We start from the raw sequence: 26,161 nt of genomic DNA on the forward strand, positions 1-26,161 counted from the left end.
AGCGAGAGAGGGGGAAGGCGGGGCCGCCTAGGCGCGAAGCGCCTCAGGGGGAGATCAAAGTCACGCCCAGGAGAGTGACGACAAGTCGTTCACAAACACCGGCATGTCCTTCCACAGCCCGCGTAGCTTTTTGTCTGCCACGCTCACCCATTGCGGGGTGTAGAGGAAGCCGTGCACCGCATCCTTCGCCAGCAGGCGCTGCGCATCACCCAGCAGGCGCGCGCGGTCGGCGGGACGGGGGGTGTCTTTGACCTTTTCAAACAGCTCGTTGAACTCCTGCGAGTGGTAGCCCCAGTAGTAATCCGGCTTGGCAAAGTTGCCCAGGTCGAAGGGTTCAACGTGCGAAATGATGGACAGGTCGTAGTTTTTGTTGGTGTAAGTGCCAGACAGCCACTGCGCCCATTCCACGTTCTGCAGCTTGCACTGAATACCAATCTTGGCCAGCTGAGCTGCAATGAGCTCGCCGCCCTGGCGGGCATAGGGTGTGGGCGGCAGCGTCATGGTCAGGCTCAAAGGGGTTTTGATGCCCGCTTCGGCCATCAGCGCCTTGGCTTTTTCCAGATCGAAGGGGTTGACGCCTGTGGTGTCCACATAGCCAAAGGCCGTGGGCACGTAGTAGCTGCCAATGGGCACGCCATAGCCGTCGGCGGCACCGGCAATCACAGCCTTGCGGTCAATGGCGGCGGCAATGGCGCGGCGCACGCGCACATCGTTCAAAGGCTTGCGCGCGTTGTTGATGGCCAGAATGGTCTTGGCGCGTGAGTTGCTGACCACGACCTGAAAGCGCGGGTTGCGCTGGAACTGGGGCACGCTGCGTGGCGTTACGCGCGGGAAGGCATCCACATCACCGGCCAGCAGGGCTGCAACCTGGGCCGCCGGGTCTGGAATGAAGCGGAACACGGCGCGCTTGATGCGAATGCTTTGCGGCGTGCGAAATTGCGGCCAGGCGGTCAGCGTGACCGATGCACCCTTGCGCCAGGCGCTGAGCACATAGGGGCCGGTTCCCACGGGCTTGGTGGCATTGGAGGCCGCGCTTTTGGGCTCGACAATGATGGAGGTGGCCTGGCCCAGCACAAACAGAAAATCAGGGTCTATGTCCTGATTGGTGATGACGATGGTGTACTCGTCCGCGACCTTGGTGCTGAGGTTGGCAAAGGTGCGCTTGTCCTTGTTCGTGCTTTTGTCTGCGCCAGCGCGGTCAAACGAGAACTTTACGGCAGCGGCGTTGAAGGGTTCGCCGTTGTGAAACTTCACACCTTTGCGCAGGCGGAAGGTGTAGGTCTTGAGGTCGGAAGAGACTTCCCAGCTCTCGGCCAGCAGGGGCGAGACGCTGCCGTCCGAGTTGATCTTGGTCAGCGTCTCGAACAGGTTGTAGTGCACGACTTCGGCAATGGACGAAGCTGCGCCGGAGGTGGGGTCCAGTCCTGGTGGCTCCAGCGTCATGGCCAGCGTGACACTGTCTTTCTTTGCCTGTGCCAGCGCGGGCCAGGCAGTGAACAAGGGCAAGCTGGCAGCCGAGCTGGCCAGCAAGGAGCGGCGATTAAGCATTAACAAAGTCTCCGATGGAGCGCGTCCTGCAGGCGCGCAAAAGGCGGTTCAGTCCATGCCGTGAAGCCTGGGCTTTTCATATGCCTTTTTACACCACAGATGGCGATGTACCTGCCGTCAGCAGGCATATCAGCGTTAACTTCCGTCAGGAGATGCGCGGCGCGCACCAGCGACTGGGTATAGGGGTGCTCTGGCGCGCTGAACAGTTTTTGCGGTGTGCCGCGCTCCACAATTTCCCCTTGATACAGCACGATGACCTGATCGCAGACATGCTGCACCACGGCCAGGTCGTGGCTGATGAACAGGTATGAAAGGCCTAGCTCCTGCTGCAGATCGCGCATGAGGTTGAGGACCTGCGCCTGCACAGAGACATCAAGAGCGCTGACAGGCTCGTCCGCCACGATCAGGCGCGGCTGGGTCATCAGGGCGCGGGCAATGGCAATGCGCTGGCGCTGGCCACCCGAGAATTCATGCGGGTACTTTTGTGCATCCTGCGCACGCAGCCCCACCTGCTGCAAAACGGTCTGTACGCGCTGCAACTGCTCTGCGGGGCTGAGTTTTTCAGGCAGTGTGACCAGAGGTTCTACCAGAATTTTCTGCACCGTCATGCGCGGGTCCAGCGATCCGTAGGGGTCCTGAAACACCATCTGAAAATCGCGCCGCGCAGCACGCAGCTCTTTTTCAGGCAACTGGTGCAGATTGCGCCCCAGCAGTTCTACGCTGCCTGCACTGGGCTGGTCCAGCGCCATGACCAGGCGGGCCAGCGTCGATTTTCCGGAACCAGATTCGCCCACCACCCCTAGACTTTGCCCGACTGGCAGCTCAAAGCTCACGCCGCGCAGGGCTTGCAGTGGTTCACTGGCGCGCCACAGAGAAGTGCGAGGTCTGGAATAAGCACGTTTTAGCCCGCTAACCTTTAGCAGTGGTGTGCTGGAAGCTTCTGTTTTTGTAGCAATAGACTGGCTCATGCCTGGTCTCCGGCGGGCAGGGCTTGAAGCGCTTCTTCATGCAGACAGCGCACGATATGGGGCTGGCGCCACGAGGACAGAGAGGCGGGGGCTGCGCAGCTGGGGGCATCCAGCGTCAGCGGGGGAGGTGGCAGGCGGTAGCAGTCATCCTGGGTATAGCTGCAGCGGCCTGCAAAAGGGCAGCCTGCGGGCAGATCAACCAGCTCTGGCACTGTGCCTGCAATGGTGGGCAGGTGAAGGCCGCTGCCCACACTATTGAGCTGGGGGCGCGCAGCAAACAGGCCACGGGTGTAGGGGTGGGCGCGGCGCTGGAAAACCGCTTCCGTCATGCCCGATTCCACCACTGTGCCGCCGTACATGACCAGCAATTGCTCGGCATTCTGGGCAATCACGCCCAGGTCATGACTGATAAGCACCAGCGCCATGGAGTGCTCGGCCACCAGCTCCTGCAGCAAATCAAGGATGCGCTGCTGCACGGTCACATCCAGTGCGGTGGTGGGTTCATCGGCCACCAGCAGGTCGGGGCCGCAGGCCAGTGCCATGGCAATCATGATGCGCTGGCGCTGCCCGCCAGAGAACTGATGCGGATATTCATCCAGCCGCTGTGCGGCCTGGGCAATGCCTACGCGCTCCAGCAGCTCGGTGGCGCGGGCGCGGGCCTGGGCACGACTCAGGCCTATATGCAGGCGCAGCGGCTCTGCCATCTGGCGGCCAATGCTGTGCACAGGGTTCAGGGCGCTCATCGGTTCCTGAAACACCATAGCCATACGGTTGCCGCGCAGGGCGCACAGCTGGCGCTCGTTCAGGTCCAGCAACTCCTTGCCATCCAGGCGAATACTGCCGTCCAGCTGGGCATGCTCGGGCAGCAAGCCCATCAGGGCCAGAGCCGTCAGCGATTTGCCGCAACCCGATTCACCGATCAGGCCCAGCGTGGCGCCGCGCTCCAGAGTAAAGCTCACGTCGCGCACGGCCTGAGCGCGGCCTTGCGGGGTTTGCAGCTGTATGCAGAGGTTGGAGACTTCAAGCAAAGGCATGGCGCATCTCTTGTGGCATCAGCGATCGCGGCTCAGCCTGGGGTCCAGCAGGTCGCGCAGACCATCGCCCAGCAGGTTCAGGCCCAGCACGGAAAGCGCAATGGCCACACCGGGCCAGACGGCCAGCAGGGGGGCCTGGAACATCAGCGTCTGGGCTTCGCTGAGCATGCGGCCCCACGAAGGCTGAGGCGGCTGGGTGCCCAGACCCAGATAGGACAGGGCGGCTTCGGCCAGAATGGCCAGTGCGAACTGAATCGTGGCCTGCACCACCAGCACTGCTGCGATATTGGGCAGCACATGGCGCAAGGTAATGGCCATGCGGCTTTGCCCGCAGGCGCGTGCGGCCATCACATAGTCGCGCGCCCAGATGGCATTGGCCGAGGCGCGGGTGATACGGGCAAAGGTGGGAATGTTGAAGATACCGATGGCGATGACGGCATTGACCATGCCCGGCCCGAAGACGGCGGTGAGCATGATGGCCGAGAGCAGGGCGGGGAAGGCAAAGGTGAAATCTGCCAGCCGCATGATGATTTCTTCCACCCAGCCACGGCGGGCGGCAGCAATCAGGCCCAGAACTACGCCCAGCGCCAGGCCGATGCCAACCGCAATCAGGCCCACGGCAATCGATGCGCGTGCGCCAATCAGAATCTGCGAGGCCACATCGCGCCCATAGGCGTCCGTGCCCAGCCAGTGCTGCGCGCTGATGGGCTGCAGGGCGGCATCCATGTTCATGTCGTAGGCAGAGCCGGGTGTCCATACAAAGGACAGCAGGGCTGCGGCAATCAGCAAGGCGGTCAGCACAGCGCCCAGCACAAAGCTGTGGTGCTGCAAGGCGCGCTGCAGCGGGCTTTGTGGCTGCTGGCGGCTGAGGGCTCGCGTGGGGTAGGAAGTGGATTCTGGCGCGCTCATATATCGCCGGCCTGAATGCGGGGGTCGATAGCAGCGTAGAGCATGTCAACCACAAAATTGACCACAACCACCATGGCTGCCAGCAGCAGCACGCAGTTGCGCACCACGATCACATCGCGGTTGGAGATGGACTGAAAAATCAGCCGTCCAAGGCCGGGCAGGTAAAACACGTTTTCCACCACGATGGTGCCTGCCAGCAGATTGGCAAACTGCAGGCCCATGACGGTGATGACGGGAATCATCGCATTGCGCAGCACATGCCCCCAGAGCGCGGCGCGGCGTGACAGCCCCTTGGCGCGTGCAGTGCGTACAAAGTCTTCGCGCAGCACTTCAAGCACGGCCGAGCGGGTGATGCGCGCCAGTATGGCGGCCTGCACCACGGCCAGAGAGACGGCGGGCAGTAGCAGTGCCTGCAGCGCAGGCCAGAAGCCGCCGCCGTCTTCCTCGCGCCAGCCCGGAAAGCCACCCGCCGAGAACCATTGCAGCTTCACCGAAAACAGCAGAATCAGAAGAATCGCAAACCAGAAGTTGGGGATGGCAATGCCAATCTGCGCCAGGCCCATGACGCCAATATCCCCCCAGCGCTTGTGCCGTGCGGCAGCATATACACCAGCGGTAATCGCCAGAATCGCGGTGATAACCATGGCCAGCACCGCCAGGGGCACGGTCACCAGCAGACGTTCCCAGACCAGCTCCGACACGGGCGAGCCATAGGCATAGCTGGTGCCCATATCACCGTGCAGCAGGCCGCTGATCCACTGGCCGTAGCGCGTCAGCACAGGTTGATCCAGACCCAGTTGATGTGCCATGGCCTGCACGGCTTCGGGGTCAGCATCGGGGCCCATCAGCATCTGGGCCGCATCGCCGGGCAGAATTTCAAGCACGCCAAAGACCACCAGGGATGCGCCGATCAAGGTGGCTATCAGGGTGAGCAGACGTTTGAGCAGAAAGACGCTCATGACTTCAGGCGGGGTTTATCTATTTAAAAGGGAGCAGGCAGGCAATGTGCTGCGCAGCATAGCGGCAATTGTGCCGCGTTGTGCTGCAGCCCCGGACTTTGCCTGATGGGCAGCGCTGTTTCTTGGCGCACCCGATAATGCGGCTTCGAATAACGTAAGCCTGCGAAAATTGGCGCGGCCCAAGCCAGAGAAGCCAAGCAAGGGCCTAGGCGGCCCCGCCGCCCCGCAGCGATGGTGTCGTCCCCTTTGGGGGCGCCGTGCAACGGGAAGGCGCGCAGCGCCTCAGGGGGAAAGGATGATATGGCATTGATGATTACCGATGAATGCATCAACTGTGATGTGTGCGAGCCCGAGTGCCCGAACGATGCCATCTACATGGGCGAAGAGTTCTATGAAATCGATCCCCACAAATGCACAGAATGCGTGGGGCACTTCGATGAGCCTCAGTGCGTGCAGATCTGCCCCGTCGCTTGCATCCCGGTGAACCCGGAGTTTGTGGAAAGTCGTGAAGTGCTGCTCAAAAAATATGAGCTGCTGACGCAGGCAAAGAAAGAAGACTGATGCCTTTTGAGGTGTGAATGAGCACCAATCAAGCGCAAACAGCTCCTGTTTCAGGAGCTGTTTTTGTTTAGGGCAGGTGTTTTTGCCAGCGGTCAGGCTTTATCTTCGGCTGCTGCATCGGGTGCGGGCTTGCGCGGTGGCTTGGGGCGGGGCGCCTTGGTGGTGTGAATGGCAAGCGTGGCCTTGTCCATCTGGCCTGCCACCATTTCAGGCCAGGACTTGAGGGAGTGAATCAGGGCATCCTCGATCAGCTTCATGTGATCGGGTGACGGCTTTTTGAGCACCCAGTTTGCCACTTCACCCTTGTTGCCAGGGTGGCCTATGCCCACGCGCAGGCGCCAGTAGTTGGGAGAGCCCAGCTGGGCATGAATATCGCGCAGGCCATTGTGGCCGCCGTGGCTGCCGCCATGCTTGAGCTTGACGATGCCGGGTTCAAAGTCCAGTTCATCGTGCACAACCAGAACTTCTTCGGGCTGTATCTTGAAAAAGCGCGCCAGCGCGCCGACGGACTTGCCTGAGAGGTTCATGAAAGTCTGCGGCTCTAGCAACCAGACGTTCTGCCCGTTGATGGTGGTGCGAGCCATCAGGCCCCAGTAGCTGCGCTCTGGCATCAGGGTGACTTTGAGTTCGCGTGCCAGCGCATCAATCCACCAGAAACCTGCGTTATGGCGCGTATCTTCGTATTCAGGGCCGGGGTTGCCGAGGCCGACAAACAGTTTGATCATGGAGCGATTATCTTCTTCTGGGCAAAATCAGGCTGGCTGTGCCGTTGTGCAAAATCCCAAAGAAAAAGCCCACCGGAGTGGGCCTTTTCTTTGAGTACAGCGACGGGCGCTGTACTGCAAGCACAAGAATTACTTCTTGCCCTTCTTGGCGGGAGCGGCAGCAGGAGCTGGAGCTGCATCACCTTCAGCAGGAGCCACTTCGGGCAGCTTGATGGAGATCAGCGAAGGGTTCTTGTTGGCGCCACGCACCACAGCCTTCACGCCGTTAGGCAGCTTCAGAGCTTGCAGGCCCAGCACGGACTTGGAAGTCAGAGCGCTCAGGTCCACCTTGATGAACTCGGGCAGGTTTGCGGGTTCGCAGATCACTTGCAGTTCGTGCATCAGAGGAGTCACGGTGCAGTTCTCGCCCTTGACGGCGGGAGACTCTTCCAGACCTTCGAAGTGCAGAGGCACGTTCATGTGCAGCTTGGTGTTGGCTTCAACGCGTTGGAAGTCCACGTGCTGGATCAGCTTCTTGTAGGGGTGGAACTGCACGTCGCGCAGCACAACCTTGGAGACTTGACCGTTCACTTCCATGTCCAGAATGCTGGAGTGGAAAGCTTCCTTGTGGACAGCGTGCCACAGGGCGTTGTGATCGATTTCGATCATCAGGGCTTCACCAGCACCGAAAACGATGCCAGGGGTCTTGCCCGACAGACGCAGACGGCGGCTCGCACCCGTACCTTGCTTAGCGCGCTCAGTAGCGACGAATTGCATAACTAACTCCTAGATGGGTGGACCGCGACCAGTCTCACCCGATTGATAAAAGAATCTGCACCTTGCTGGAAGGCCGTGGATTCTTGCGTTGGCCTCGAACGAGACAAACCTCCCTAGGGAGGTTTGCTTTGGCTCAAGGCCGAAAAACCAGAGATTTTAAGCGGTAAACAGGCTGCTCACCGAATCACCTGTGGAAATACGGTGAATTGTCTCGGCAAACAGACCAGCTACGGACAACTGGCGGATCTTGCCGCACTGCTGGGCAGCGGGGCTCAGAGGAATGGTGTTGGTCACAACCACTTCGTCCAACGCTGCGCCGTTGCCGATGCGTTCCAAGGCAGGGCCCGAGAAGATGGGGTGCGAGCAGTAGGCGTACACGTTCTTGGCGCCGCGCTGCTTGAGCACTTCGGCGGCCTTCACCAGGGTGCCTGCGGTGTCGATCATGTCGTCCATGATCACGCAGTTGCGGCCATCAATATCGCCGATCACGTGCATGACTTCCGACACGTTCGCCTTGGGGCGACGCTTGTCGATGATGGCCAGATCGCAACCCAGTTCCTTGGCCAGGGCGCGAGCACGCACCACACCGCCAACGTCGGGGGAGACAACGATCAGGTCTTCGTAGTTCTTCTGGCGCAGATCATTGAGCAACACGGGGGTTGCGTAGATGTTGTCCACAGGAATATCGAAGAAGCCTTGAATCTGGTCGGCGTGCAGATCCATGGTCAGCACGCGCTCAACGCCAACGGCCTGCAGCATATTGGCCACCACCTTGGCGGTGATTGGCACGCGGCTGGAGCGGGGGCGGCGGTCTTGACGGGCATAGCCGAAGTAGGGGATCACGGCGCAGATGCGCTCAGCCGATGCGCGCTTGAGGGCATCGACCATGACCAGCAACTCCATCAGGTTGTCGTTGGTCGGAGCGCAGGTGGACTGAACCACGAAAACGTCGCGAGCGCGAACGTTCTGCTTGATCTCGACCGCGACTTCTCCATCGGAGAAACGGCCAACGTCAGCAGCACCAAGGGTAGTGCCAAGGTGCTTAACAATCTCTTCAGCCATGCCAGCATTGGCATTGCCTGTGAAGACCATGAAATCAGAGTGATGTGAATGCATGTGAGCGTCCCGGTGCTAAGGGTGCCTAACGCAAGAAGATGTTTGGCAGGGGAAGAAAGATTCGAACCTTCGCATGCTGGAATCAAAATCCAGTGCCTTAACCAACTTGGCGACTCCCCTACACAGGCCTTTTGTCGAAAACAAAAAGCCTTATAACTTGTTATCTGAAACCCAACTCGAAAGAGGATGAATTTCAAGATTTTTGCAGATTCTGACTTTCCATGTGCGCGGTGCACTATTCAAGTCAATGTCCTGCGTTAGTGGTGCAAAGACTGCACTTCCTGAGCCTGTCATTCTAGCATGCAATTTGAAGGAGTTGAGCCACTCTATGGCTTCGCTCACTTCGGGTTGCAGTGCTTGCGCAACGGGCTGCAAGTCGTTCCGGCCAAAACCGTAGTGCTCTGCAGCAAAGTCGGCGATTGTAGCAGTCTTTGTGTCGCGCTTCAGATTCTGGCTTTTGAAGATCTGCATGGTGTCCAGTCCGTGCTCGGGCTTGACCACCACGAACTGTTGTGCGGGCAGAGCGTTCACGTCCGTCAAAGGCTCAATGTTTTCGCCAATGCCGCTGACCCAGGCGGAGCGCCCGCCAATGAAAAATGGCACATCTGCGCCCAGTGTCAGGCCAATGTTCTGCAACTGCTGGCGCGTCAACCCCAGATTCCAGAGCCGGTTCAGGGCCATGAGGGTGCTGGCGGCATCTGATGAGCCGCCGCCCATGCCTGCCTGTGCGGGCAGGTTTTTATGAATGCCAATGTGTACGCCCTGCGTGCAGCCGGTGGCCTGCTGCAGTGCACGGGCTGCGCGGGTAATGAGGTCGTCGGCAGGCAGCGGCATGCCGCTCAGGTCTTCACGGCTGATCTGCCCCGACTGGCTGCGTTCAAAGTGCAGCACGTCGTGCCAGTCGATCAGCATGAAGACGGATTCGAGCAGGTGATAGCCATCGGGCCGGCGGCCGGTGATGTGCAAAAAGAGATTGAGTTTGGCCGGAGCCGGCACGTCATAAAGCGAGTGCATGGCGAAATATCAGAGAAATAGTGGGGCGCAAGCATGGCGCCAGGAAAGAAGACTCAGCGAGCGTCCTGGTCGAGAACAATGCGCAGCGAGGCTTCGGGAGGGGGATTGAAGCGCTCTGCGCGCAGGCGGCCTTGGGCCACATTGCTCAGATCCGTCTTCCAGCCGCTGACCTGGGTGTCTTTGCCCTGCAGCCAGTCAAACAGTGCAGTCACAGGGATGTCGCTGCCCGTCATGCGGCCAATGAGTTCGGACAGGGATTCGGACTCGGTAATGTTCTCGCCTTGCTGCAAGGTGGCGCCTTGCGGGGTCCATTGCAGGCGTGCAATGACAGAGCCCAGCGGGTTGAACACCAGCAGCGTGCCTTGTTCCGGGCGGCCTTGCAGCTCAAAGCCTGCACTGAAAGACTGCTGCTGCGAGTTCTGCACCTGCAAAGCCATGCGGCCAGACCAGTGCTGGCTGTTGCCCGCCTCGCTTTGCAACTGGCGCGCGGGCTGGGCGCAGCCACCCAGGAAAAGTGCGGTCAGCAGCAGTGCGGAAAAGCGGTGCTGCAGCTTCATGGCTTGATGTTCAGGCGCTTGAGTGTTTCAAGCAAAGTGGCATTGCTGGCGTCGGTCTGCAGGCCTTCCCTCCAGATTTTCAGGGCGCGCTCGCGCTTGTTCTGAGCCCAGAGAACTTCGCCCAGGTGGGCCGCAATCTCTACGTCCTGACGCGTGGCGTAGGCTTGTTCCAGCAGCTTTTCGGCGTCATCCAGATGGCCTCGGCGGAAATGCACCCAGGCCAGGCTGTCGGTAATGAAGGGGTCGCCCGGCGTCATGTCCAGCGCTTTTTGAATCAGAGACTGGGCTTCGTCCAGTTTGATATTGCGCTCTGCATAGGAGTAGCCCAGCGCGTTGTAGGCATGCTGAAAGTCGGGCTTGCGCTCAATGATTTTGCGCAGCAGGTGCTCCATTTGCTCGGTCTTGCCCACTCTTTCGGCCAGCAGGGCCGTGTCGTAGGTCAGTTCCATATCGTCGGGAAACTGGCTCAGCAGCTTGGTTTGCAGCTCATAGGCTTCTTCGTTGAGCTTGGCGTCGCGCAGCAGCTGGACTTCAGCGACCTGCTTGAGTCTTTGCTGATTGGGGCCATCGGCAGGAACTGCGCGAATGATGGCGCGGGCTTCCTGGATCTTGCCCTGACGGGCCAGCAGGTCGGCGCGGCGGGTCTGCACGCTCAGCAGATTGGCTGCATCGGGAATGCGCTGCAGGTAGGCATCGGCTTCGTCATAGCGATTGCGCTTTTCTGCCAGGTCGGCCTGCAGCAGATTGAGCTGGGCAAGGCCTGCTTTGCGGGCTACGCCTTCGGGGAGCTTGGGTTGCAGAGCGGCAAACTGGTTGATGGACTGCTGGGCAGCGTCCAGCTCTTTATCCTGCAACTGCAAATTGGCCAGAACGGCCCATGCTTCTGGAAATTCAGGAGACTCGGTCGTGATGGTCTGGATCTGCTTTTTGGCGTCGGCAAAGCGCTTTTGCCCGATCAGCAGCCGGGCAAAGCCCATACGAAGCTGGGGAGACGGATTCTTGTCCAGATAACGCTGAACCAGCGGCTCAACTTCGGCGGACCCTGCTTCCAGCAGCTCCATGGCCAGCAAGGCAATGGCGCTGGAGCCCGGGTTGAGCTTCTCACCGTTTTGCAGGGCCTGCAGTGCGGCAGGCTTTTGGTCTGCTATCAGGCGCAGATGGCCGATGGAGGCCCAGGCCACGGGGCCGTTCTGCGGGTCTTTCAGGCTGCCGTCCAGCGCCTGCTCGACCACATCGGCGGCCAGCGGTTTATCGGAGGCATTGCTATACAGCTGGGTAATGCCAAGGAAGCTTGCGCCGCGCTTTTCGGCAGGCGTCAGCTCCACTTCGCGGCGCAGATAGGAGGCTGAGTCTGCAATGCGGTTCAGTGCCACCATCAGGCGCAGCACGGCGCGGTTGGCATCTTTGGAGTCGGGGTAGGCGTTCAGCCATGCCCGGGCATTGCGCAAAGCCTGATCGCCAGAGCGAGACTGCACCGCCAGCTCGGTGGCGCGGCGGTAGAGCTTTTCACTCTCGCTGGCGCGCGCAGCTTCCATCATCAGCGCCTGGGCATCGCCCAGTGCACCTTCCTGGGCCGCCATTTCGCCCAGCAGAATCTCGTAGAACAGCTCGGCCGACATGGCAGCCTGGCGGTTCTCGGTGTCCATGGCTTTTTCCAGGTCAGAGGTCTGCTCCGACTCGGTGGGCTGAACGGGCGGGTCCGCCAGTTGAGCGGAGGCGATTGCTGTTCCCATGGCCAAAATAGCGGCCACGGCGAGTCCCTGAAAACGAAGAGGATGAGCCATCGGCCCATAATAATCGAAGCTTGTTGAACACTTGGCGAAGATGAGATTGCATGCCTGAATTGCCCGAAGTTGAGGTTACGCGCCGTTCGTTTGCGCAGCGCATAGCGGGCGCGCAAATTCTTTCTGCGGCGCTGGGTAAGCCGTTGCGCTGGCCGCTGGGCCTGTTGCCACAGGCGCTGGTGGGGCGGCAGGTGCTGGCAGTGCGCCGCCGAGGAAAATATCTGCTGCTGGATTTGAGTGAGGGGCTGCTGCTGATTCATCTGGGCATGTCCGGCAGCCTGCGCTTTGTGGCCAGTGATGAACCTGCGCTGGGCGCGGCGGGCCCGCATGACCACTTTGATCTGCAGACCACGCGGGGGCTGCTGCGGCTGCATGATCCGCGCCGCTTTGGTGCGGTGATTTATGTGCCGTCAGAAACAGATGGTCTGGCGCGCAAGCTGCTGGACCATCTGGGAATGGAGCCGCTGGAGGATGGCTTTACGTTGCAGGCCTTCAAGGAAGGGCTGGCGGCAAGCCGTGCGCCCATCAAACAATTGCTGCTCAGTGGCAGTGTGGTGGTCGGGGTAGGCAATATTTATGCTTCTGAGGTGTTGTTCATCTCTCGTATTCACCCGGCAACACCGGCACGCGATATAGGGGCGCGCAAGGTCAGGGCGCTGTACGAGGCTATTCGCGCTGTTCTGGCGCTGGCGGTGGAGCAGGGCGGCACCACTTTGCGTGACTTCTCGTCAGCCAATGGCATGGAAGGGCACTTTCAGCTGCAGGCCAAGGTCTATGGCCGAGAGGGCCTGCCATGCACGCATTGCGCGTCGCCCATTCGGCTGATGAAGCAGGGCCAGCGCAGCACTTACTATTGCGCGCGCTGCCAGAAACTGCAGTGAGCTATCAATATTGATAGCCGCTTGCGCTTGACTGATAAGCGCTTGATGTTGATTTGATTGAAATTCGGTGGCTGAATTTGATATACATCAGCAAGCAGCCCCAAGCAGTCTGGCTGCGGACTGATGCGAGGAAGGTCGAACGATACTCATCAGCTCGGACCATCGGGCCTAGCCCTGTGCAGCTCCGTCTTGGGCCAGTGCTATATTTTGCAGGCTCGGGCAGCTGGCGCTTGCTAAGTCTGCAGCAAATACAAAGAGGATTCACGTGGGAGCTTCATTCAACGAGCAGTTTGATCAGCACGGCGCATGGCGACGCGGTTTTGCCACGCAACTGCAGGAACTGCGCGAGTGGCTGATGGCGCAGGATCTGCTGGACGTTTCAGTGCAGGAGCGTCTGCAGCGGCTCGAAGAACAAATGCGCAGCGACAAGGTCATGGTGGCCTTTGTGGCCGAGTTTTCCCGCGGCAAGTCCGAGCTGATTAACGCCATTTTCTTTGCCCACTATGGCCGGCGCCTCATGCCCGCCAGTGCGGGGCGCACCACCATGTGCCCGGCCGAGCTGGCCTGGAATGCCGAGCTGCAGCCCTGTTTGCGCCTGCTGCCCATTGAAACCCGTGCCTCGGTGGAAAGCCTTGGACAGTGGCGCATGCGCAGCGATGCTTGGCAGGAGCATGCGCTGGATATTGCCAATGCCCAGCAAATCGCCGATACCCTGGCCAAGGTGGCCGAGGTGCGCAAAGTCACCATCGAGCAGGCGCGCGAATGGGGGCTGTGGCATGACGGTGAAGCGGCGGACAACCCGCTGGTTGATGCCAGTGGGCTGGTGGAAGTGCCCCGATGGCGCCATGCCCTGATCAATATGCCGCACCCATTGCTGCGCCAAGGGCTGGTGATTCTGGATACACCCGGCCTCAACGCAGTGGGCGCCGAGCCTGAACTGACCGTCAACCTGATTCCGCAGGCCCATGCCGTGGTGTTTGTGCTGGGCGCTGATACGGGGGTGACCAAGTCCGACCTCGCCATCTGGCGCGACCACGTATTGCCTGCCGGTGCAGGCAAGGCGGGTGGCGATGAGGTGCTGATGAGCTCGCGGCTGGTGGTGCTCAACAAGATCGATACCTTGTGGGACAGCCTGAGCTCGGGTGCTCAGGTACAGGCCCAGCTACGACGTCAGCAGCAGGACTCTGCCCACCTTCTGGGCCTGCCTGAAGACCAGGTACTGCCTGTGTCTGCGCAAAAAGGTCTGGTGGCCAAGGTGGGCAAAAATGATGCGCTGCTGCAGGCCAGTGGTTTGCCAGCGTTCGAAGACCTGCTGGCCAACGGCATCATGGGGCGTCGCCAGCAGGTGCTGCAGGCGGCCATGCAGGCCAATGTGACCCAGCTGCAAACCCAGGTTGAGCGCGTTATCAATATGCGCCGCAACGATCTTGATGACCAACTGGCCGAGCTGTGCAGCCTGCGCGGCAAGAACGCCAATGTGATTGGCAGCATGCGCAGCCGCATCGAGGCGGAGCAAAAAGAATTCGAGCAAAGCACGACCAAGATTCTGGCCATGCGTGCGGTACATATGCGCATGCTCAAGGAGTTATTCCAGCTGCTGAGCTCGGGCACGCTCAAGGCCGAACTGGCTGAACTCAAGGAGGCGCTGGAGCAGCGTGGCCTGAAGCTGGGTGCGCGCAAAGTCTATGCCCAGACCTTCGAGCGCTTGCATGCGCTGGCTGCCAAGGCACTGGGCCAGGCCAATGAAATTCACGCCATGCTCAGCTCCTCCTTCAAGGAACTCAATGCGGAGTATGGATTTTCGCTGCAGGTTCCACCTCAGCTGGTGCTGCCTGAATTCACCGATGACTTGCGCAGCATTGAAGCCAGCTATACCCAGTATCTGGGGCTGGGCAGTGCTATCAAGCTCAGCGGCACAGAGTTTTCGCAGCGACTGATCAAGGCGCTGGCGCTGCGCATGCGCACAGTGTTTGAAGCCGCATCCAACGATGTGGATATGTGGAGCAAATCCCTGACTGCGCCAGTCGATGCACAATTGCGGGAACGCAAACGCAGTTACACACGCCGCCTGGAAGCCGTGGACCGCATACGAGGTGCAGCCACGGGACTGGAAGAACGTATTTCCGAGATGGAAAGCGCACAGCTCAGGCTGGGTGTGCTGCAGTCACAACTGTCCAGAGTGACCGGGCAATTGCTGCTTCCACTGGTGTCCGGAAAGCAGACCAATGCCGTGCAGCTGGACATTAATCTGGTAGCTTGAAATCTTGACTCTCCCTTCGATTGCCACTGCTGTTGTGCAGTGGCAGGCCAGCCATGGCCGCAACCACCTGCCCTGGCAGCAAACCCGTGACCCCTATCGTGTCTGGCTGTCGGAAATCATGCTGCAGCAAACGCAGGTGAGCACTGTGCTGGGCTACTACCAGCGCTTTCTGGATGCTTTTCCCGATGTGGCCAGTCTGGCGGCTGCCCCTCAGGATGCAGTGCTGGCGCTGTGGAGTGGCCTTGGCTATTACAGCCGTGCGCGCAATCTGCACAAATGCGCGCAGGCCGTGATGGAGCTGTGGGGCGGCGCTTTCCCGCGCATTGCGCAAGAGCTGGCAACACTGCCAGGCATCGGTCGCTCAACGGCGGGTGCCATTTCATCGTTTTGCTTTTCCGAGCGGGTGCCCATTCTGGATGCCAATGTGCGCCGTGTGCTGACTCGTGTGCTGGCTTTTGATGCCGATCTGGCGCAGTCACGCAATGAAAGGCAGCTATGGGAATTTGCGCAGCAGCTATGTCCAACGCAGAATCTGCAAGAGGCCATGCCGCGCTATACGCAGGGCATGATGGACCTGGGGGCCAGCATCTGCACGCCACGCAAGCCCAGCTGTCTGGTCTGCCCTCTGCATGGCGAATGCCGCGCAGGCAAAGCGGGGAACCCAGAAAACTACCCCGTGCGCACACGCAAGCTCAAGCGCTCGGCAGAATCCTGGTGGCTGCTCATTGCCATGGACGAGCAAGGCCAGGTGTGGCTGCAAAAGCGCCCGCAGGCTGGCATATGGGCGGGGTTGTACAGTCCTCCGGTTTTTGAAAGTGAAGATCAGCTGCAGCAGTATGTGCAGCGTAACTGGAGTGGCGCCGACGCTGCAAAGTGGACGCATCTGCCTGCTTTTTTGCATGTGCTGACCCATAAGGATTTGCACTTGCATCCGGTGATTGTGCCCGTCCAGAAAGCGCATGCAGCTATGGTTTCAGAAGCGGAAGCCGCTTGCTGGGCAGGCCCGTCTGCCTGGGCTGAAATGGGCTTGCCAGCGCCCGTACGCAAGCTGCTGGATGCCCAGCTGAGCTGAATAAAAAAGGTGACGTCTGAGTCACCTTTTTTCATGGGATTCACGCGCTTCAGAAGCGCACGCGCGGAATCACCATGGAGCAGCGCAGACTGAGCCAGTCCAGCCACAGCATGCGGTTTTGCGGGGTCTGTCTGCGCTGCTGCAGATCCTTGCCCACATGAGTTACCTGCTGGCGCAGTGCGCGCAGCAGCTGTCTATCCCCTTGCGTCTGGGCGGCCTGCCATAGCTGGCGGTAGTTCTGTACATCGATGTCCAGGGCTATGTCCAGGTTGGTGACCTGTAGATGCTGTGCCGAGATTTTGAGCATAGCCATGGCTTCAGGGCTCAGCGAAGTGCGGGAGGTGTTCATGACAGCTCCTCGTTTGTGCTGGCTGCGGGTGCGGGGCGCTTGTTGGCTGCGCTATCGCCGTCATTGGCGGTGAAGGCATACCAGTCCACATGGCGGGTGCAGATCATGACCAGGGCCAGCACGGCAAACAGTGCGATCGAGCCCACTACCAGCGCGGTCTGCTCCAGTTGCAGCAGCACGTAGAGCAAGCCGTAGAGTGCGCCAATGGCCAGTGCAAATGGTAGCCCCCGCTTGATGCTGCCCAGAATATGGCTGGCATAGAAGCCCAGCAAAGTCACGCAGGCACTGGCTGCAATGGTGTAGGCAGTGGCAAAGCCCAGATGCTCGGAAAAGCTGATCAGCAGCAGGAAAAAGCTGCACAGGGCTGAACCCACCAGCAGGTACTGCACCGGGTGAACGCGCAGCTTTTTCATCACTTCAAACAAACCCACGGCCAAGAAGGTCAGGATCACAAACAGGGCGCCGTATTTGGTGGCGCGGTCACTAAGTGAATAGATGTTGACGGGGTTGACGAAGGCGGTGTCCATGGACTCTAGGCATGGGCCGCTGCCGTCGGCTCCGGTGCTTGCCGCACGCACGGTGTTGTCGATTTCGTATGAGGAGTCATTGCCGTAATAAGAGGCGCTGCACAGACTCTGCTGGCGGTTGAAGGCGGTGCTGGCCGAAGTGGCGAGCGAGGAAATTTCCCAGTCAGCCGTAAAGCTGTTATCTGTCACTTCGCGACGTGAAGGCAGGAAGCTGCCGCCAAACGAGGGGTGAGGCCAGTCGGCAGTCAGCGTTACTTTGTTTTCGGATGCGATGGGAGTGAACGCCAGGCGCTCAGTACCCAGCAGTTGCAGCTTGAGGCGGATGTTCAGAGGCTCGCCTTTTTTGATGGAAGCGCTGGGGATGACGGCCTGAATGCCTTTGCTGTATTGCTCAAGTGAGGTGCCGGATTCGACGTTCAGTTCTTTGCCGTTGACTTCGATGGTGGCGCTGCGAATGCCACGTGGGTCGCTGAGCGCAAAAGACACGTAGAGCTTGTCGCAGCTGGTGGTGGATTTGCCCGCGCTCAGAGGATGCGTCACACGCACTGCACTGCTGACTTCTGCGGGTTGCGCAAACTGGTCTGCATTGGTGAAGCTGGCTTCAATCTGGTCGTGCAGCACATAGGCGTTGATGCGATGCAGGCCGCGTGAGCGCTCTTCCATTGCGGCATTGGCATTGTGGTTCACGCTATCTGGCAGCAGCTGGCGCTGGAATTCACGCGTGGTGTATTCGATCTTTTTACCGTTGGCGGTGCTGATGGTTTCGGTACAGCTCTGCACCAGAGCCGGGCCAATCAGGGTTTGTGGCCCGGCCAGGCTGGAGACTACGGATTGAATGGCGTAATCACGGTTGCGAATACGGTCGCGTACCACGTCCTGAATCATGCTCAGACCCAGCATCAGCAGGGCTATGACGATCAGCAAAGAGACAACTTTGAATAGCAGCCGGTGTTTCATGAAAGCTCCCGAAAAATGGTTTTCGGGGGCAGTTTCGTCAGCGACTGTGTGAAGGCAATGAAGTCTGTGAAGTCAGTGTGAAGTCACGCCATTTTTTGCGATGGGGAAGAAAAATCCAGAGTAACCGCCAGGCCTGGGGCCATATTGCAGATGCGCATGCTGCCGCCGTGCAAGTGCATGATGCGCGTGACGATGGACAGGCCCAGGCCCGTGCCGCTGCGCTCTCCGTTGGGTCTGGCTGTGGTGAAGAAGCGCTCGCCAAGTCGGCTGAGCAGCGCGTCTGGAACGCCGGGGCCCTGGTCACGTATGGTGATGCCATGGGGCTTGAGAGCGATGTCTATGCTGCTGCCGCTGGGGGCAAAGTCCAGCGCATTTTGCAGAAGATTGCTGATGGCCAGCTCTACTAGTCCGCGCTCCCATGGGCCGGTACTGTCCACGCCGTGCAGTTGCAGCGTAATCTGGCGCTGCGCTGCCTGGCTGCGAAGCGCATCTGTGGCCTGCTGCGCGCATTGCATGAGGCTGCAGGAGTGGCTGGCATCCAGCTGCTGGCGCTGCTCCAGCCGGCTCAGTTGCAGCAACTGATCGATGAGGTTCTGCAGGCGCAGGCTCTGGTCCATGACCTGCTGGGCAAACATCTGGCGATCTTCGGCGGGCAAATCTTCCAGCAGCAACTCAGCTGCACCGCGAATGGCAGCTACCGGGCTTTTGAGCTCATGGGTCAGGGCGCGTACATAGCCTTCGATGTAGTCACGGCCTTCCAGACGTTTGCGCATATTGTCCATGGCCTGGGCCAGCTCGCCCAGCTCGCCCGGCATGGCGGGAACGGCCAGCGGCGGCGGAGCCTGCTCTGGATGGGCTGACTCATGCAGCGTGGGTGCCTGCACGTGCTGGGCGTAGTTGCGCAGCCTGCGCACATGCACCACAAACCACCAGGTTACGGCGCAGCCCACTCCTGCAGAGATCAAGACAAACAGCAGGCCGCCGCGAAGAATCTTGCGCTCTGCGCTGTCGATGATTTTTTGTACCGACCGTGAGGGCTTGGAGGTGGTCAGCACGCCCGCAATCTGGCCGTTGACCCAGATAGGGGCCGAGACATACATCACGCTGCTGGATTCGTCGTCCTTGATAGCTCTGGTGGTACGGGCGCCGTATTCGCCGCGCAGCGTCAGGTAAACATCTCGCCAGCGCGAGTAGTCGGCACCTTCGTCACGGCCTTGCGAATCGAACAGCACTTTGCCCTGTGCATCGGTGACGGTCACGCGCAGGTCCAGATGTGTCTTGCGGCTGTCCCAGATCCACGCCTGTATGGGTTTGTCTGTGTAATGCGACAGCTGCTGGCTGAAGGCACTGCTTTTGCCCGGCTGAAACTGGCCGCCAGCCATGTCGGCGCTGGCCAGTGCAGCCAGTGCGTATGCGGTTTCAACCAGTGTGTCCTCAGTCACCTTGCGTACGCTGGGTTTGACTTCCACCATGAAGACCTGCAGCACGAAAAATGCGGCCAGCCCGTTGATCAGGAAGAAGGCGAAAAACAGGCGTAGACCCAGGCGCATGATGCTTATTCAGGCAGGCTCAGGCTGTAGCCCAGGCCACGGTGGGTGGTGATGAGTTCCTGGTCGGGCAGGCATTCGCGCAGCTTGGCGCGCAGGGTTTTGATATGCGTGTCCACCGTGCGGTCGGTGCTTTCGCTGTGCAAGCCCCATATCTGCTCCAGCAGATGTTCACGGCTCAGAATGCGCCCAGCGCTGCGGCTCAGGCATTGCAGCAGCTGGAATTCGCGTCGGGTCAGATCCAGAGTCTGAGAATGGATCAAAGCACGCTGCCCTTGCTCATCTATTTGAAGTGCTTGCGCAGGCTGGGTCTGCGCTACGGGCTGAAATTGCCTTGATCTGCGAAGCAGGGCACGCATGCGGGCCAGCAATTCGCGGGGGCTGAAGGGCTTGGTCAGATAGTCGTCTGCGCCCAACTCCAGCCCCAGAATCTTGTCCATTTCTTCGCTGCGAGCGCTGAGCACCAGAACCGGTGCAATTGAGCCGCCCGAGCGCAGCTCCCGGCACCAGTCCAGTCCATTGCCATCCGGCAGGCCCACATCCATCAGCAAAGCGTCAAATGAGCGGGACGCCCATTGCTGCCTGGCATCTGCAATCAGCAGGCTGTGTGTCACAGCAATGCCTTCGCGCTGCAGTGCGTAGCAGATGGTGCGGGCGATGGCAGGGTCATCTTCCAGCAGAAGAACCTGCGGGGCATCGGTTGACGGGGCAAGGCCGGGCATGGATCAGCTGGCGGCAGGTACGGCCAGAAATTCCTGGGAAACCTGCAGGAAGCGGCCACGGAAATCCAGAGAGCGGTGGCGGCGCACGGTGGGCCACTTTTTCTCGAAGTGTTTGGCCAAGGCTTCGACCAGATAGACCGAGCGGTGCTGCCCGCCTGTGCAGCCAATGCCAATCGTTACGTAGCTGCGGTGGTCTTTGGCCAGCAGGGGGAGCCAGCGTTCCAGAAATTGCTGAATGTCCTGCTGCATCTGCTGCACTTCAGGCATTTTTTGCAGATAGCTGGCCACGGGCTCGTCCAAGCCCGTCAAGGGGCGCAGGTCTTTTTCGTAGTGCGGATTGGGCAGCATGCGGACATCGAACACATAGTCGGAGTCGGAGGGCATGCGGTGCTTGAAGCCAAAGGACTGGAACACCAGCGTCATCTGGTCTTCAGGGGCTTGGATGGCCTGCTTGATGTAGCTTTGCAGCTGTGCGGACTTGAGATCGCTGGTATCTATGACGGTGGATTGATCGCGCAGCGAACCCAGCAGCTCGCGTTCTTTCTCGATGTCCTGCCCCAGAGCCTGACGCTCTGCGGTTACAGCACCGGGAGACAGCGGGTGACGCCTGCGTGTTTCAGAAAAGCGCCGCACCAGCGTGGAGGTGCCAGCATCGAGAAACACCAGCTTGGGGGTGATGCCTTGCTTGCGCAGGCGATCGAGCTGGTCTGGGAGCTGGGGCAGGCCCTGGGCGCTGCGCGCATCCATGGCAATGGCCACTTTGTCATTGCTCTGGCTGAGCTTGAGTTCGACAAAGGATTGCAGCAACTCGGGCGGCAGATTGTCCACGCAGTAATAGCCTGCGTCTTCCAGCGCATGCAGTGCAACGGATTTCCCCGATCCGGACATGCCACTGATCAGAACAAGCTCCATAGACATGATTTCACACTCCTTTGACTTTGCTGCCAGTTTTGCGGGTGGCAGTTGTCGATTTTCTATCCCGGGTGCCGGGTGTATTCGGGTTGGGGCTGGATGCCAATCTTGCCATGCCCAGCATTTCTCGGGCATGTGCCATCGTTGCATCGGATAAGTGTTCGCCGCCCAGCATGCGGGCCATCTCCATCTCGCGCTCCTCTCCCATCAAGGGGTCAACGCTGCTGATGGTGGTGTTGGATTTGGGGCGTTTGGTCACGCGGTAATGCTGATCGGCATAAGCGGCAACCTGCGGCAGGTGGGTGACGGCCAGCACCTGGCGCGAGGCGCCCAGCGAATGCATGAGGCGGCCCACGGTTTCGGCCACTGCACCACCCACGCCGGAGTCCACCTCGTCAAAGATCAGCGTGCCCGCCTGGCCCAGTTCGCTGGTGGTTACGGCAATGGCCAGCGAGATGCGGGATAGCTCGCCACCAGACGCCACCTTGGCGATCGGTTTAGGTGTGGCACCTGTGTGACCGGCGACCAGAAACGTAATGCTGTCTGTACCTGCAGGGCCGGCGTTTTGCCCATGCTCCAGCTGAACCTCAAAGCGTCCGCCCTTCATGCCCAGGGTCTGCATGGACTGGGTAATGGCCCGGGAAAGGCGTGGCGCGGCCAGTGCACGTTGCTGCGAAATCTGGCGAGCCTCGGTTTGAAAGTGCTGGTGTGCAGCTTGCTCTGCAGCGCGCAGACTATCCACATCCACAGCGGCATCCAGCTGACGCAGCTCCTGCTTCCAGCCCTCCAGCAAGGCGGGCAGTTCCTCTGGGGTGCGCTTGTAGCGGCGTGCCAGTTGCATCCATAGCGACAGGCGTTCATCCAGATGTGTCAGAAGTTCCGGGTCCAGATCGGCGCGACGCAGATAGGCCTGCAAAGAGTGGCGTGCATCATGCAACTGAGCCACGCAGGAGCCCAGCACGTCGGCGATGTTTTGAAACTCTGGCTCCAGGTGCTCCTGATCTTGGAGCATATGGTGCGCTCTGCCCAAGGGGTTGGCGGCACCGGCATCATCATCTTCCAGCAGTTGCAGGCAGGTCTGGGCGGAATCCATCAGCGTCTGTGCATGCGACAGGCGCGTGTGCTGGGCGTTGAGTTCATCCCATTCGTCAGCGCGTGGCGAGAGCTTGTCCAGTTCGGAAATCTGCCATTGCAGTCGTTCACGCTCACGCTGCAGATTGTCCTGGGCGGAAAGGGCTTGCTCCAGTATCTGGCTGGCTCCATGCCAGGCGCTCCACAAAGTCTTGAGCGCGCTGGTATCGATGCCGCCATAGGTATCCAGCATGGCGCGGGCCGAATCCGGTCGAGTCAGGCTTTGCCATGCGTGCTGGCCGTGAATATCGATCAGCTGTTCACCCAGATGGCGCAACTGTGTGGCCGTTGCGGGCGAGCCATTGATCCATGCACGGCTGCGGCCCTGGCTGTCTATGACCCGGCGCAGCAGCAGCTCAGGCTCTTGCGCAAAGCCAGATTCTTCAAGCCAGGGCTGCAGGTGCGCGGGGCAGTCAAATTCGGCGCAGATATCGGCTTGGCTACAACCCTCACGCACGACTTGAGCGTCCGCACGGGCGCCCAGCACCAGTTGCAGGGCATCCAGCATGATGGATTTGCCCGCGCCGGTTTCTCCGGTCAGCACGGTGAAGCCCGCCTGCCAGTCCAGATCAAGTGACTGGACGATCACAAAGTCCTGAAGGACGATGCGCTTCAAGGCCATGATCAGGAGCCTCCCTCGTTCCAGCCCAGCTTTTTGCGCAGCGTGGCGAAGTAGTTCCAGCCCTTGGGGTGCAGAAAGTGCACGCTATGGTCGGCACGCTTGACCAAAATGCGGTCGCCATGCTGCAGCGATGCCAGCGACTGCATGTCGAAATTGGCACTGACATCGCCTCGCCCGCCCACGACCTCAATCGTCACTTCCTGAGTGTCTGACAGAACAATGGGGCGGTTTGACAGGTTGTGTGGCGCAATCGGTACCATGACCCAGGCCGGAATCGACGGGTGCAGCATGGGGCCGCCTGCGGACAGGGCATAGGCCGTCGATCCCGTAGGGGTGGCCACAATCAGTCCATCAGCGCGCTGGTTGGAGACGAACTGGCCTCCCACTTCTACGCGAAGCTCCACCATGCCCGAGGTCGATCCACGGTTGACCACCACATCATTCATGGCCTGCGCTTCAAAGACACAGACGCCATCGCGCATGACGCGAGCGTGCATCAGCGGGCGCTCATCCTCTTCGTACTCGCCCTGAAGAATCGAGGTGATGGAGGCTTCGAAGTCCTCCAGCGCAATATCGGTCACAAAGCCCAGGCGCCCCTGGTTGATGCCCACCAGCGGCGTGCCATAGCGTGCCAGATGGCGGCTGACGCCCAGCATGGTGCCGTCACCGCCAACCACCAGACCCAGGTCGCAATACTTGCCCAGACCATCCACATCCATGCTGGGGTAGTCCGTCATGCCCGAATAGATGGCGGACTGGGTATCCAGAATCACTTCGCACCCCAGGCTGCGCACATGGGCCGCAATACGTTGCAACGAGGCGCTGGCCTCGGCAGAAGGGGCAGCCGCAGCCGGGCTGTGGTACTTACCGATCAGGGCAATATGGCGAAACGTGGATGTCATCTGGGAAATTACATCATTAAAATGAAATCATGCTCGACGAACGTGCCAAGTTATTGCTCAAAGCGCTGATCGAGCGTTATATCGCTGACGGTCAACCAGTCGGCTCGCGCACACTCTCACGTGCATCCGGGCTTGAATTGTCGCCTGCCACCATAAGAAATGTGATGGCCGACCTGGAAGAAATGGGGCTGATCATCAGTCCACATACTTCGGCGGGCCGTGTGCCCACAGCCAGAGGCTATCGCCTGTTTGTGGACACCATGCTCACCGTGGACCGGGCTGACCTTGTAACGCCGAATCTGGTGCCTGAGCAGCCGCAAAAAGTCATCGCCAATGCGGCCAATCTGCTCTCCAGCCTCTCCCAGTTTGTGGGCGTGGTCATGGTGCCGCGCCGCAGCTCCGTCTTCAAGCATATCGAGTTTGTGAGATTGTCCGAGCGCCGCTTTCTGGTCATCATCGTCTCGCCCGAAGGCGATGTGCAGAACCGCGTGATCTTTACCGATGTGGATTACGGTGCCTCGCAGCTGATTGAAGCCTCCAACTTTCTGAACCGCCACTATGCGGGGCTGACTATGGAGGAAGTCCGTGTACGCTTGAAGACAGAAGTCGAGCAACTGCGCGGTGAAGTTGCTTCGCTCATGCAAGCTGCAGTCAATGTCGGTGCAGAAGTCATGAGCGGCAACGAGCAGGAAGACGTGGTTATTGCCGGAGAGCGCAATCTACTCTCTGTCAGCGATTTTTCCAGCGATATGGGAAACCTGCGCCGCGCATTCGATCTGTTTGAGCAGAAAACCCAGATTCTGCGCCTGCTGGATTTTTCCAACCAGGCTGACGGTGTGCGCATCTATATTGGAGGCGAAAGCCAGACGGTGCCCTTTGAAGACCTGTCTGTTGTCAGCGCCCCCTATGAGCTCGATGGCCAGATCGTCGGCACACTGGGCGTGATTGGCCCCACGCGCATGCACTATGACAAGATGATCCAGATTGTCGATATCACATCCAAACTGGTGAGCAATGCTCTGAGCCACAAGCGTTAGGCCCTACAATGGCAGAGTTTTTCTGATGGCGGCCATAGCTGTTGTCAGTGCTGGGGCGTTAGCTCAGTTGGTTAGAGCAGAGGACTCATAATCCTTTGGTCGTCGGTTCAAGTCCGCCACGCCCTACCAATAATATCAACGGGTTACGAGAAATCGTAGCCCGTTTTTTATTGCCTTCTGCAAATGTTTGCGTTGACGGTGGACAGGGCTTCAGAAAACAGGCGAAGCAGTCTTTCCGGTGCGGTTCCATGTGTAACCGTGCGGGCTTAAATAGCACTTCCAAATCAGACAGATCTGCCAGACAGGGAAACCGGCAATGGATTAGTCTCATTCATGATTCTGATCTCGGGTTCGAGAGACTTTCTCTGGGGCCGTCTTTGCTGGAATGTTGATTTGATGACTGATATTTACATCGTCCGACACGGACAAAGTGCAGCCAATGCGGGTGAGATTACCCATGATCCGGCCCAGATACCTCTGACTCAGACAGGTGTGCAGCAGGCGGCTGATCTGGCGAGTTTGCTGGAGATTACGCCACGGCAGGTCATTACATCCAACTATGTACGGGCAAAGAATACGGCCCAGCCGTTTTGCCAGCGCTGGGGCTTGAGTTCACGTGAACTGCCTGTGCTTCATGAGTTCGTGACGCTCTCGCCGAGCGTGGTGAATGGGACATCGGTGGATTTTCGAAAACCGTTGATTGATGCCTATTGGGATGCCGCAGAGCCGCAAGTGCAGCATGGCGAAGACGCTGAGTCGTTTGAGCAATTCGCGGCTCGTGTGAATCAGTTTCGTGGTCAGCTTGCTGCACTTGAACACAACACGGTTATTTTTGGGCATGGAATGTGGTTTGCCTTGCTGATCTGGCAACTGCAGGGCTTTGGCTGGCGCGACAGCTTGTCGATGGCTGCTTTCAGGCGCTATCAACTGGCTTTGCCCATGCCGAACTGCGGCGTTTATGTTTTGCGTTCGCAGGGCGGAGATTCGTGGGCCGTGAGCTTTCAGGAGCATTTGTATCGCAAGCTTCAGCATGATTCGTCTTCTGATGCGCGAGGCCAGGTGATGGGGGGAGGCTGAGCCCAAGCCACAGCGGCTGTGGAAAGCCGCTTTTTTTCGCCTGATTGCGAAAAAGTTCGAGATTTGGTCTGAAGGGCATTTTTACGCTGCTAGAATACAACCCTGTTGCGGCTGTAGCTCAGCTGGATAGAGTACTTGGCTACGAACCAAGGGGTCGTGGGTTCGATTCCTGCCAGCCGCACCAAAAAACGTCAATCCTCAGAACTGAAAAGTTCTGGGGATTTTTCGTTTCTG

At 59.5% G+C, this 26,161-nt stretch carries 24 protein-coding genes and 3 tRNA genes; 8 read left to right on the forward strand and 19 right to left on the reverse strand.

The genetic code is table 11. From position 1 onward, the window contains the following. Positions 1–60 precede the first annotated feature (60 nt). Genes JDW18_RS04580 through JDW18_RS04600 form a run of 5 tightly spaced genes read right to left on the reverse strand, consistent with a single transcriptional unit; the run spans position 61 to position 5,418 of the window. Positions 61–1,548 carry an ABC transporter substrate-binding protein gene (locus tag JDW18_RS04580; protein ID WP_218242535.1) on the reverse strand — a complete coding sequence of 496 codons (1,488 nt, stop codon included), beginning with the start codon at positions 1,546–1,548 and terminating at the stop codon, positions 61–63. After that, on the reverse strand, positions 1,548–2,516 hold the full coding sequence (locus JDW18_RS04585; protein ID WP_218242536.1) for an ATP-binding cassette domain-containing protein: 969 nt from the start codon (positions 2,514–2,516) through the stop codon (positions 1,548–1,550). The genes JDW18_RS04580 and JDW18_RS04585 overlap by 1 nt, the downstream gene beginning before the upstream one ends. After that, positions 2,513–3,550 carry an ABC transporter ATP-binding protein gene (locus JDW18_RS04590; protein WP_218242537.1) on the reverse strand — a complete coding sequence of 346 codons (1,038 nt, stop codon included), beginning with the start codon at positions 3,548–3,550 and terminating at the stop codon, positions 2,513–2,515. Before JDW18_RS04590 ends, JDW18_RS04585 begins: the two co-directional genes overlap by 4 nt. 18 nt (positions 3,551–3,568) lie before the next feature. Beyond that, on the reverse strand, positions 3,569–4,459 hold the full coding sequence (locus tag JDW18_RS04595) for an ABC transporter permease (RefSeq protein WP_218242538.1): 891 nt from the start codon (positions 4,457–4,459) through the stop codon (positions 3,569–3,571). After that, a complete protein-coding gene (locus JDW18_RS04600; protein ID WP_218242539.1) occupies positions 4,456–5,418 on the reverse strand; it encodes an ABC transporter permease in 963 nt (320 codons plus the stop codon). The genes JDW18_RS04595 and JDW18_RS04600 overlap by 4 nt, the downstream gene beginning before the upstream one ends. Positions 5,419–5,718: 300 nt before the next feature. Between JDW18_RS04600 and JDW18_RS04605 the strand changes: the two genes are divergently transcribed. Further along, the gene (locus JDW18_RS04605; protein ID WP_218242540.1) at positions 5,719–5,979 is read left to right on the forward strand and encodes a YfhL family 4Fe-4S dicluster ferredoxin; all 261 of its coding nucleotides are present in this window, start codon (positions 5,719–5,721) and stop codon (positions 5,977–5,979) included. 92 nt (positions 5,980–6,071) lie between these two features. On the opposite strand, the gene pth is transcribed toward JDW18_RS04605, so the two are convergent. The 7 genes from pth to JDW18_RS04640 form a co-directional block, all read right to left on the reverse strand. Continuing rightward, positions 6,072–6,704, reverse strand: a complete 633-nt coding sequence (pth, locus tag JDW18_RS04610; RefSeq protein ID WP_218242541.1) for an aminoacyl-tRNA hydrolase — start codon at positions 6,702–6,704, stop codon at positions 6,072–6,074. Positions 6,705–6,833: 129 nt separating this feature from the next. Continuing rightward, complete coding sequence (locus JDW18_RS04615; RefSeq protein ID WP_218242542.1) at positions 6,834–7,460, reverse strand: 50S ribosomal protein L25/general stress protein Ctc; 627 nt, start codon at positions 7,458–7,460, stop codon at positions 6,834–6,836. A 156-nt stretch (positions 7,461–7,616) separates the two neighbouring features. Further along, complete coding sequence (locus tag JDW18_RS04620; RefSeq protein WP_218242543.1) at positions 7,617–8,576, reverse strand: ribose-phosphate pyrophosphokinase; 960 nt, start codon at positions 8,574–8,576, stop codon at positions 7,617–7,619. Positions 8,577–8,619: 43 nt separating this feature from the next. Continuing rightward, positions 8,620–8,696 (reverse strand) — tRNA-Gln (locus JDW18_RS04625). A gap of 30 nt (positions 8,697–8,726) precedes the next feature. Then, on the reverse strand, positions 8,727–9,590 hold the full coding sequence (gene ispE / locus JDW18_RS04630) for a 4-(cytidine 5'-diphospho)-2-C-methyl-D-erythritol kinase (RefSeq protein ID WP_218242544.1): 864 nt from the start codon (positions 9,588–9,590) through the stop codon (positions 8,727–8,729). 53 nt (positions 9,591–9,643) lie between these two features. After that, positions 9,644–10,147: a lipoprotein insertase outer membrane protein LolB gene (locus JDW18_RS04635; protein ID WP_218242545.1), complete on the reverse strand. Its 504-nt coding sequence runs from the start codon at positions 10,145–10,147 to the stop codon at positions 9,644–9,646. Next, complete coding sequence (locus JDW18_RS04640; protein ID WP_246610277.1) at positions 10,144–11,898, reverse strand: tetratricopeptide repeat protein; 1,755 nt, start codon at positions 11,896–11,898, stop codon at positions 10,144–10,146. The genes JDW18_RS04635 and JDW18_RS04640 overlap by 4 nt, the downstream gene beginning before the upstream one ends. 83 nt (positions 11,899–11,981) lie before the next feature. Between JDW18_RS04640 and mutM the strand changes: the two genes are divergently transcribed. The 3 genes from mutM (at position 11,982) to mutY (ending at position 16,144) form a co-directional block, all read left to right on the forward strand. Next, positions 11,982–12,812 (forward strand): bifunctional DNA-formamidopyrimidine glycosylase/DNA-(apurinic or apyrimidinic site) lyase, encoded by an 831-nt coding sequence (gene mutM, locus JDW18_RS04645; RefSeq protein WP_218242547.1) that lies wholly within the window; start codon positions 11,982–11,984, stop codon positions 12,810–12,812. Positions 12,813–13,077: 265 nt separating this feature from the next. Further along, positions 13,078–15,072 carry a dynamin family protein gene (locus tag JDW18_RS04650; RefSeq protein ID WP_218242548.1) on the forward strand — a complete coding sequence of 665 codons (1,995 nt, stop codon included), beginning with the start codon at positions 13,078–13,080 and terminating at the stop codon, positions 15,070–15,072. Between the two features lie 4 nt (positions 15,073–15,076). Beyond that, the gene (gene mutY, locus JDW18_RS04655; protein WP_218242549.1) at positions 15,077–16,144 is read left to right on the forward strand and encodes an A/G-specific adenine glycosylase; all 1,068 of its coding nucleotides are present in this window, start codon (positions 15,077–15,079) and stop codon (positions 16,142–16,144) included. A 49-nt stretch (positions 16,145–16,193) separates the two neighbouring features. On the opposite strand, the gene JDW18_RS04660 is transcribed toward mutY, so the two are convergent. The 7 genes from JDW18_RS04660 to JDW18_RS04690 form a co-directional block, all read right to left on the reverse strand. After that, entirely contained in the window at positions 16,194–16,493 is a 300-nt protein-coding gene (locus tag JDW18_RS04660; protein ID WP_218242550.1) for a hypothetical protein, read from the reverse strand. After that, positions 16,490–17,977, reverse strand: a complete 1,488-nt coding sequence (creD, locus tag JDW18_RS04665) for a cell envelope integrity protein CreD (protein ID WP_218242551.1) — start codon at positions 17,975–17,977, stop codon at positions 16,490–16,492. Before creD ends, JDW18_RS04660 begins: the two co-directional genes overlap by 4 nt. A gap of 83 nt (positions 17,978–18,060) precedes the next feature. Beyond that, a complete protein-coding gene (gene creC, locus JDW18_RS04670) occupies positions 18,061–19,527 on the reverse strand; it encodes a two-component system sensor histidine kinase CreC (RefSeq protein ID WP_218242552.1) in 1,467 nt (488 codons plus the stop codon). A 5-nt stretch (positions 19,528–19,532) separates the two neighbouring features. Further along, entirely contained in the window at positions 19,533–20,246 is a 714-nt protein-coding gene (locus JDW18_RS04675; RefSeq protein ID WP_218242553.1) for a winged helix-turn-helix domain-containing protein, read from the reverse strand. 3 nt (positions 20,247–20,249) lie between these two features. Next, positions 20,250–21,164: an RNase adapter RapZ gene (gene rapZ / locus JDW18_RS04680; RefSeq protein ID WP_218242554.1), complete on the reverse strand. Its 915-nt coding sequence runs from the start codon at positions 21,162–21,164 to the stop codon at positions 20,250–20,252. Between the two features lie 4 nt (positions 21,165–21,168). Continuing rightward, positions 21,169–22,911, reverse strand: a complete 1,743-nt coding sequence (recN, locus tag JDW18_RS04685) for a DNA repair protein RecN (protein WP_218242555.1) — start codon at positions 22,909–22,911, stop codon at positions 21,169–21,171. 2 nt (positions 22,912–22,913) lie between these two features. Then, positions 22,914–23,813, reverse strand: coding sequence for an NAD kinase (locus JDW18_RS04690; protein ID WP_218242556.1), 900 nt, complete (start codon positions 23,811–23,813; stop codon positions 22,914–22,916). Positions 23,814–23,842: 29 nt separating this feature from the next. On the opposite strand from JDW18_RS04690, the gene hrcA reads away from it, so the two are divergent. The 4 genes from hrcA (at position 23,843) to JDW18_RS04710 (ending at position 26,111) form a co-directional block, all read left to right on the forward strand. Continuing rightward, positions 23,843–24,850, forward strand: a complete 1,008-nt coding sequence (hrcA, locus tag JDW18_RS04695) for a heat-inducible transcriptional repressor HrcA (protein WP_218242557.1) — start codon at positions 23,843–23,845, stop codon at positions 24,848–24,850. A gap of 52 nt (positions 24,851–24,902) precedes the next feature. Further along, positions 24,903–24,979 (forward strand) — tRNA-Ile (locus tag JDW18_RS04700). Between the two features lie 204 nt (positions 24,980–25,183). After that, positions 25,184–25,927 carry a histidine phosphatase family protein gene (locus JDW18_RS04705; RefSeq protein WP_218242558.1) on the forward strand — a complete coding sequence of 248 codons (744 nt, stop codon included), beginning with the start codon at positions 25,184–25,186 and terminating at the stop codon, positions 25,925–25,927. Positions 25,928–26,034: 107 nt separating this feature from the next. Next, positions 26,035–26,111 (forward strand) — tRNA-Arg (locus JDW18_RS04710). The last annotated feature ends 50 nt before the right edge of the window (positions 26,112–26,161 follow it).

The organism is Comamonas fluminis (genome assembly GCF_019186805.1).
Lineage (GTDB): Bacteria > Pseudomonadota > Gammaproteobacteria > Burkholderiales > Burkholderiaceae_C > Comamonas > Comamonas fluminis.

Coding starts and splice junctions, on each gene's coding strand:
- JDW18_RS04580 (WP_218242535.1), bottom strand. CDS start 1,548: ATGCTTAATCGCCGCTCCTTGCTGGCCAGCTCGGCTGCCAGCTTGCCC.
- JDW18_RS04585 (WP_218242536.1), bottom strand. CDS start 2,516: ATGAGCCAGTCTATTGCTACAAAAACAGAAGCTTCCAGCACACCACTG.
- JDW18_RS04590 (WP_218242537.1), bottom strand. CDS start 3,550: ATGCCTTTGCTTGAAGTCTCCAACCTCTGCATACAGCTGCAAACCCCG.
- JDW18_RS04595 (WP_218242538.1), bottom strand. CDS start 4,459: ATGAGCGCGCCAGAATCCACTTCCTACCCCACGCGAGCCCTCAGCCGC.
- JDW18_RS04600 (WP_218242539.1), bottom strand. CDS start 5,418: ATGAGCGTCTTTCTGCTCAAACGTCTGCTCACCCTGATAGCCACCTTG.
- JDW18_RS04605 (WP_218242540.1), top strand. CDS start 5,719: ATGGCATTGATGATTACCGATGAATGCATCAACTGTGATGTGTGCGAG.
- pth (WP_218242541.1), bottom strand. CDS start 6,704: ATGATCAAACTGTTTGTCGGCCTCGGCAACCCCGGCCCTGAATACGAA.
- JDW18_RS04615 (WP_218242542.1), bottom strand. CDS start 7,460: ATGCAATTCGTCGCTACTGAGCGCGCTAAGCAAGGTACGGGTGCGAGC.
- JDW18_RS04620 (WP_218242543.1), bottom strand. CDS start 8,576: ATGCATTCACATCACTCTGATTTCATGGTCTTCACAGGCAATGCCAAT.
- ispE (WP_218242544.1), bottom strand. CDS start 9,590: ATGCACTCGCTTTATGACGTGCCGGCTCCGGCCAAACTCAATCTCTTT.
- JDW18_RS04635 (WP_218242545.1), bottom strand. CDS start 10,147: ATGAAGCTGCAGCACCGCTTTTCCGCACTGCTGCTGACCGCACTTTTC.
- mutM (WP_218242547.1), top strand. CDS start 11,982: ATGCCTGAATTGCCCGAAGTTGAGGTTACGCGCCGTTCGTTTGCGCAG.
- JDW18_RS04660 (WP_218242550.1), bottom strand. CDS start 16,493: ATGAACACCTCCCGCACTTCGCTGAGCCCTGAAGCCATGGCTATGCTC.
- creD (WP_218242551.1), bottom strand. CDS start 17,977: ATGAAACACCGGCTGCTATTCAAAGTTGTCTCTTTGCTGATCGTCATA.
- creC (WP_218242552.1), bottom strand. CDS start 19,527: ATGCGCCTGGGTCTACGCCTGTTTTTCGCCTTCTTCCTGATCAACGGG.
- JDW18_RS04675 (WP_218242553.1), bottom strand. CDS start 20,246: ATGCCCGGCCTTGCCCCGTCAACCGATGCCCCGCAGGTTCTTCTGCTG.
- rapZ (WP_218242554.1), bottom strand. CDS start 21,164: ATGTCTATGGAGCTTGTTCTGATCAGTGGCATGTCCGGATCGGGGAAA.
- recN (WP_218242555.1), bottom strand. CDS start 22,911: ATGGCCTTGAAGCGCATCGTCCTTCAGGACTTTGTGATCGTCCAGTCA.
- JDW18_RS04690 (WP_218242556.1), bottom strand. CDS start 23,813: ATGACATCCACGTTTCGCCATATTGCCCTGATCGGTAAGTACCACAGC.
- hrcA (WP_218242557.1), top strand. CDS start 23,843: ATGCTCGACGAACGTGCCAAGTTATTGCTCAAAGCGCTGATCGAGCGT.
- JDW18_RS04705 (WP_218242558.1), top strand. CDS start 25,184: ATGATTCTGATCTCGGGTTCGAGAGACTTTCTCTGGGGCCGTCTTTGC.